This is a genomic window from Mucilaginibacter sp., assembly GCF_028288205.1.
GTDB lineage: Bacteria > Bacteroidota > Bacteroidia > Sphingobacteriales > Sphingobacteriaceae > Mucilaginibacter.
This window is the reverse complement of the sequence record NZ_JAQBOD010000040.1, coordinates 1-5,955: the sequence shown is the minus strand read 5'-3', so window position 1 is coordinate 5,955 and position 5,955 is coordinate 1. Positions and strand designations below refer to the sequence as shown.

At 38.2% G+C, this 5,955-nt stretch carries 7 protein-coding genes; 5 read left to right on the top strand and 2 right to left on the bottom strand.

Going from position 1 to position 5,955, the window contains the following annotated elements:
- From rpsB to frr, 5 genes are all read left to right on the top strand, one after another.
- Window positions 1–727 (top strand): 30S ribosomal protein S2 (gene rpsB / locus JWR23_RS09115; protein WP_299515484.1); only part of this gene is annotated, 727 nt, incomplete at its 5' end.
- 94 nt (window positions 728–821) lie between these two features.
- On the top strand, window positions 822–1,673 hold the full coding sequence (gene tsf, locus JWR23_RS09110) for a translation elongation factor Ts (RefSeq protein ID WP_299515482.1): 852 nt from the start codon (window positions 822–824) through the stop codon (window positions 1,671–1,673).
- Window positions 1,674–1,823: 150 nt separating this feature from the next.
- Window positions 1,824–2,933 carry an N-acetylglucosamine-6-phosphate deacetylase gene (nagA, locus tag JWR23_RS09105; protein WP_299515481.1) on the top strand — a complete coding sequence of 370 codons (1,110 nt, stop codon included), beginning with the start codon at window positions 1,824–1,826 and terminating at the stop codon, window positions 2,931–2,933.
- Between the two features lie 64 nt (window positions 2,934–2,997).
- Window positions 2,998–3,702, top strand: coding sequence for a UMP kinase (gene pyrH / locus JWR23_RS09100; protein WP_299515479.1), 705 nt, complete (start codon window positions 2,998–3,000; stop codon window positions 3,700–3,702).
- A gap of 96 nt (window positions 3,703–3,798) precedes the next feature.
- The gene (frr, locus tag JWR23_RS09095) at window positions 3,799–4,362 is read left to right on the top strand and encodes a ribosome recycling factor (protein ID WP_299515477.1); all 564 of its coding nucleotides are present in this window, start codon (window positions 3,799–3,801) and stop codon (window positions 4,360–4,362) included.
- Window positions 4,363–4,767: 405 nt separating this feature from the next.
- Here the strand turns inward: frr and JWR23_RS09090 are convergent, their stop codons facing one another.
- Together JWR23_RS09090 and JWR23_RS09085 are read right to left on the bottom strand one after the other, a co-directional pair.
- Window positions 4,768–5,229 (bottom strand): hypothetical protein, encoded by a 462-nt coding sequence (locus tag JWR23_RS09090; protein ID WP_299515476.1) that lies wholly within the window; start codon window positions 5,227–5,229, stop codon window positions 4,768–4,770.
- The coding region (locus JWR23_RS09085) for a T6SS effector amidase Tae4 family protein (RefSeq protein ID WP_299515475.1) at window positions 5,216–5,955 on the bottom strand (740 nt) is incomplete at its 5' end. The genes JWR23_RS09085 and JWR23_RS09090, both read right to left, overlap by 14 nt.

The following is a 5,955-nucleotide window of genomic DNA, read 5'->3' as shown; positions in this document are numbered from 1 at the left end:
ATCAAAGGTTGAAGAAGCTGCTGCAGCTATAAAACAAATTGTAAAATCAGGACGTAAAGTATTATTCGTAGCTACAAAGAAACAAGCGAAAGATATTGTTGCTGAATATTCAAAAACAGTAAACATGACTTTTATAACCGAACGTTGGTTAGGTGGAATGTTAACTAACTTTGCAACCGTACGTAAGTCTATCAAAAAGATGTCTAACATCGATAAATTGACTAAAGACGGTACTTACACCAATCTTTCTAAAAAAGAAAGATTGATGATACAACGTGAGCGTATTAAATTAGAAACTTTGTTAGGTGGTATTTCCGATTTAAATCGTTTACCTGCTGCATTGTTTTTGATTGATGTTAAGAAAGAGCACATCGCTGTTTCTGAAGCGTTAAAGTTAAATATCCCAACCTTTGCAATGGTTGATACTAACTCTGATCCTTCAAACATCGACTTCCCTATTCCTGCAAATGATGATGCTACCAAATCAATTTCATTGGTAACAGGTATCATAATCAAAGCAATTGAAGAAGGTTTAGAAGAACGCAAACGCGAAAAAGATGACGAAGCTGAAAAAGAAGCAGCAGTAGCGAAAGCTAAAGCTGATGCTCCTGAAGTTGCTGACAGGGCTCCGGCTGCTGAAGGTAAAAGAAGCCGTAAAGTAGCTGTTGATGCTACCGCAGCTGTAGCCGACGAAGCTCCTGCCGCAGCTGATAGCACAGAAGAATAATTTTGTGAATGGTGAGTGGTGATTAGTGAGTGATTTTAAACTCACCACTCATTTGCTCACCATTCGCTATTTAAAACTTATAACTGAAAATAAGATGTCTACAGTACAAATATCTGCATCCGATGTAAACAAACTGCGCCAGCAAACTGGTGCCGGTATGATGGATTGCAAAAAAGCTTTAACCGAAACTAACGGTGATTTTGAAGCAGCTATTGATTTTTTAAGAAAAAAAGGTGCTAAAGTAGCAGCCAGCCGTCAAGACAGAGAGTCTAACGAAGGTGTGGTTATTGCACGCACATCTGCAGATGGAAAACGCGGTGTAGTAATTGAATTAAATTGCGAAACTGATTTCGTTGCTAAAAATGCCGAGTTTGTTGCTTTTGCTAACGCGATTGCTAACGAAGCGGTTGAGCAAAACCCTGCAAACCTTGAAGAACTAAATAAATTAGGTATTGACGTTGAAAACTCGCGCACTACTATCGGCGAAGCTACTATTGATAAAACCGGTAAAATTGGCGAGAAAATAAGTGTATCTAAATACGAAGCTATTGTAGGTGAAAAAGTTATCGCTTACATACATGGCAATTTCCGTTTAGCTGTATTAGTTGGCCTGAGCAAAAACGTTGCTGGTGCTGATGAAGCAGGAAAAGACGTAGCTATGCAAATTGCTGCCATGAACCCTGTTGCTATTGATAAAGATGGTGTTGATGCAACTACTATAGAGCGTGAGCTTGAAATTGCTAAAGATCAAATACGTGCAGAAGGCAAACCGGAAGAAATGGTTGAAAAGATCTCTTTAGGCAAATTAAACAAATTCTACAAAGACTCAACCCTGTTAAACCAGGAGTTTGTTAAGGACCCATCAAAAAATGTTGCCCAGTTTTTAGACAGCATTGATAAGGGCCTTACAGTAACCGCCTTTAAACGGGTGGCTTTAGGAGCTTAAATATTTTAATCCCCGCTGAAAAGCGGGGATTTTTTTTGTCTTAGCCCCACCCAACCCTCCCCGGTAGGGAGGGCTTTTAAATGTTATATTCGTTATTATAAAATATTTTTAGAAAGTTTCCCCTACCGGGGGAGATTTAGAGGGGGCTAAATGATAACAGCACTACATAATCTTCAACTTATTTCTGATGGTACAATCACCACAGGCAAAGCTGTTTTGTTACAAGGCGAACAGATCATTGATATTATTGCGGATACCGATATTCCGCAAGATGTAAAGCGCGTCGACCTAAACGGTAATTACCTTGCCCCCGGATTAATTGACCTGCAAATTTACGGTAGCGGCTCCCCGCTATTTTTTGGTGGCGATCCTTCAACAGAATCATTAGCGCAAATGGAGCATTCTTTACTTAATGAGGGATGTACCGGGTTTTTAGCAACCATTGCCACCAATACCGATGATATTGTTGAACAGGGCATAGATGCAGCTATACAATATTGGGATAAAAGGATAGGTAATTTTTTAGGCCTGCATTTAGAGGGCCCATATTTAAATCCTAAACGTAAAGGGGCACATCCGGCGGAGTTAATTAAAAAAGCAACCCTTTCTCAGGTTAAAAACTGGATTGAAAAAGCCAATGGCCTCATAAAAATCATAACCCTGGCGCCCGAATTGCAGGATGCCGAAGTAATTGATTATTTGCATCAACAGGGTATCGTACTATCTTCGGGTCATAGCAATGCTACTTATACCGAAGGAAAATCATTTCTAAACAAACCAATTAAGGCAGTTACACATTTATATAATGCTATGCCGCCAATGCACCACCGCGAGCCCGGGTATATTCCGGCAATATTTGAGGAAAAACCTTATACGAGTATTGTTGCCGATGGCGTGCATGTTGATTTTGCAATGATTCGTTTAGCTAAACGCGAATTAGGCGACAAGCTGTTTCTGATAACCGATGCCGTAACGGAATCTGATAAAGGAACCTATCAGCATCAATTTAAGGGTGACAGATATGTTACCCCTGACGGAACTTTATCCGGCTCGTGCCTCACCATGTTAAAAGCAGTACAGAACTGTGTTAAGCATGTGGGTATTGAATTACCAGAAGCGATAAATATGGCATCATTATATCCTGCTCAATTAATTAACGCTGCCAAAAAAGGAAAAATTGCAACGGGCTTTAATGCTGACATGATAATATTCAACCATGATTTTGAAGTTGAGGGCACTGTATTTAAGGGTGTTATTTAACAAATACAATATAAAATTTTAACAATAGCATTAATTCTCTATTTTTGGTAAACCCACGGCATTCATGAAATACAAAAGAATATTACTAAAACTCAGCGGCGAATCCTTAATGGGCGGCAGGCAATATGGCATTGATAACAAGCAGGTATTGCAATATGCTCATGATATAAAGGGTGTTTATGATAAGGGCATTGAAATAGCGATAGTAGTTGGTGGTGGTAATATTTTCAGGGGGCTAAGTGCCGAAAAATCCGGCATGGAACGCGCCCAGGCAGATTATATGGGCATGCTGGCCACGGTTATTAATTGTATGGCGCTGCAAAACGCGTTAGAAAGTGTTGGTGTTGATACCCGTTTACAGTCGGCCATTAAAATGGAGCAAATCTGCGAGCCTTATATCCGCCGTCGCGCTATGCATCATTTAGAAGTGGGTAAAATAGTGATATTTGGTGCCGGTACCGGTAATCCGTACTTTACTACTGATACAGCGGCATCGCTGCGCGCTATCGAAATAAAAGCCGATGTAGTTTTAAAAGGTACCCGTGTTGATGGTATTTATACCGCCGACCCGGAGAAGGATCTAACCGCTACCCGTTATGATGAAATAACTTTCCAGGAAGTATATGATAAAGGGCTAAACGTTATGGATATGACCGCCATTACCCTCTGCCAGGAAAACAAACTGCCTATCATCGTGTTCGATATGAATAAACCGGGCAATTTTATGAAAATTGCAGAGGGTGAACCGATAGGGACGCTGGTTCATTAATGATTATTTAGCGGCGTTTAGCTCACTTGTTATATCATTTCAACTTAAAAAAGAGATCATCATACTTTTTACTATTTTTGACAAAAAATTATAACAATGAGCGAACTCATTAGAAAACAAGTAACTGACGCCAAAGCGGCAATGGACAGAGCAATTGACCATGCAGACGGCGAATTAAACAAAATACGTGCAGGCAAGGCAAGCCCTTCAATGCTGGATGATGTTTATGTTGATTACTATGGTACTGCAACACCTTTAAGCCAGGTAGGTAGTGTTAATACCCCTGATGCGCGCACCATTGTTGTACAGGCTTGGGAAAAATCGCTATTAGTCGCTATTGAGAAAGCCATAATGGAGGCTAACCTTGGTGTTAACCCACAAAATGATGGTGTAATTATTCGCATTAATGTACCGCCGTTAACCGAGGAACGTCGTCGTGATTTGGTTAAGAGAGCTAAGGGCGAGGCCGAAAACGGTAAAATAGCTATCCGCAATGTACGTAAGGATGCTAACGAAAAAATAAGAAAACTTAAAGCGGATGGGGTATCAGAAGACGAAATGAAAGCCGGCGAAGCCGAGATACAGAAACTGACCGACGCTTACATTGTAAAGGTAGACCAGCTATCAGAAGCGAAGGAAAAAGATATCATGACGGTTTAAAAAACCACTACAATATAAAAACTGCCAGGAGGGTTCCAGTTTATGGGTGAAATGCTTAAAGCCTCCAATATTATGCTGTAATAAACTGTAAGCTTTACACTACCGGATGGGTTGCTAACATTATATAAAATAACTGATAACACGTCATTACTTCTATAAATTACAGTATCAACAGAACAAAGTATGTTAGTCCAATTCTTGCTTTTTATTTGAGAAATCATTATTTTTTCCTGGCCGTATGCAGTGATATAGAAAAAGAAAAGAAAAATTATAAGATATTTTTTCATGCGTTGATTAATAAAATCAATAAAACTTCCTCAGCTTTTATCTTCACGTAAGAGTTTTCTTATCTCGCGAACTTTTTATTAATGCGTATTGTCACATAACAAGTTTTTTGCACACCAATTAAAACGCTGGGGCTTTAACTTGCATTAATGAATCAACATTCATTTTTAACCACATTTTAGATTTAACTTTAGAAATAGAATCTAATTTTTTACTATTATAATAATCTAAACAATGGTTAAAAACGGTTTTACCCGCCGCACCCTCCGAGACCGTTGAAATTGACATTATCGAATCACTTTTTATTTGATTTATAACAGGACTTAAAACCGATAATATTTCATCATGTAATACAATATTTATTTCATTATAAAAGGATTTATCCTTTTTGTAAAATTGTTGTGTTATATTTTTATCATTCATGCCCAGCAATACGCAATTACACAAAACATTTTTTTTAAATTCTTGCTGCCATTTTTTCTGTGATAATTGTTTAAAGTTGCCCGGTTCACTTCTTCGTACGCCACAACCGTTTATAATAATAGTCAATAAAATAAATGCCAATACTTTAGATGTCTTCATTGTAGTTCCCATATAAATATATCTTTAATTCCTCCTCCTTTTGGATAACATAGCAACCACCGTTGCAGGCGCCGTGGTTGATTAGATCGATATGTCCTGTGGCAGAAAAACCTGTTAAAGCTGAAGGATCAATCGGAACTAATCCATATATGCCCGTTTTATTGCGGATCAAATTTGGTACGTTAATGCTATTAGCACCTGCGTCTGCGTGTGTTATATGATTTGTTCCTGATGGTGTACCAAACGTCTTTTTCATCCATGAAATCATATTAGCTGCGCCCATGAAATAATATTTATCATCGTTACCTTTAAAAGTTTTACCAGAAATATTGGGAATAGTTATACCACTATAATTTAATGCCTTTGATAATCTCGCCGCACATGTATTACTATTAAGTGCAGGATTAGCTTGATATATCGCATTTAATTGTCCACCTATTGCGTTGTAAAGTCTCTCTGGAGTATTATATAAAGGATCACTATGACCGGGATAGCTATTTTGGAAATTTGCCAATGAGGGTAAAGTTTGTTGTTGAAAGATTAAATTGGGATCATCCCAAAAATTAGCATCATATTCACCATCATACCCTTCGGGTGGCGTCATAAATTGATTATAAAATGTCTGAATGTCAGTGCCTGTATTTTGCATATAATTTATACTAAAATTCAAAAAATCCACTGCCCCAAAATAATAATTATAAAGCCCGTCAGTACTGTTTATGTAAC

What these genes read in the sequence shown, in the direction of transcription:
- JWR23_RS09090 (WP_299515476.1), bottom strand. Translation starts at nt 5,229, where the DNA reads ATGAAGACATCTAAAGTATTGGCATTTATTTTATTGACTATTATTATA.
- pyrH (WP_299515479.1), top strand. Translation starts at nt 2,998, where the DNA reads ATGAAATACAAAAGAATATTACTAAAACTCAGCGGCGAATCCTTAATG.
- frr (WP_299515477.1), top strand. Translation starts at nt 3,799, where the DNA reads ATGAGCGAACTCATTAGAAAACAAGTAACTGACGCCAAAGCGGCAATG.
- tsf (WP_299515482.1), top strand. Translation starts at nt 822, where the DNA reads ATGTCTACAGTACAAATATCTGCATCCGATGTAAACAAACTGCGCCAG.
- nagA (WP_299515481.1), top strand. Translation starts at nt 1,824, where the DNA reads ATGATAACAGCACTACATAATCTTCAACTTATTTCTGATGGTACAATC.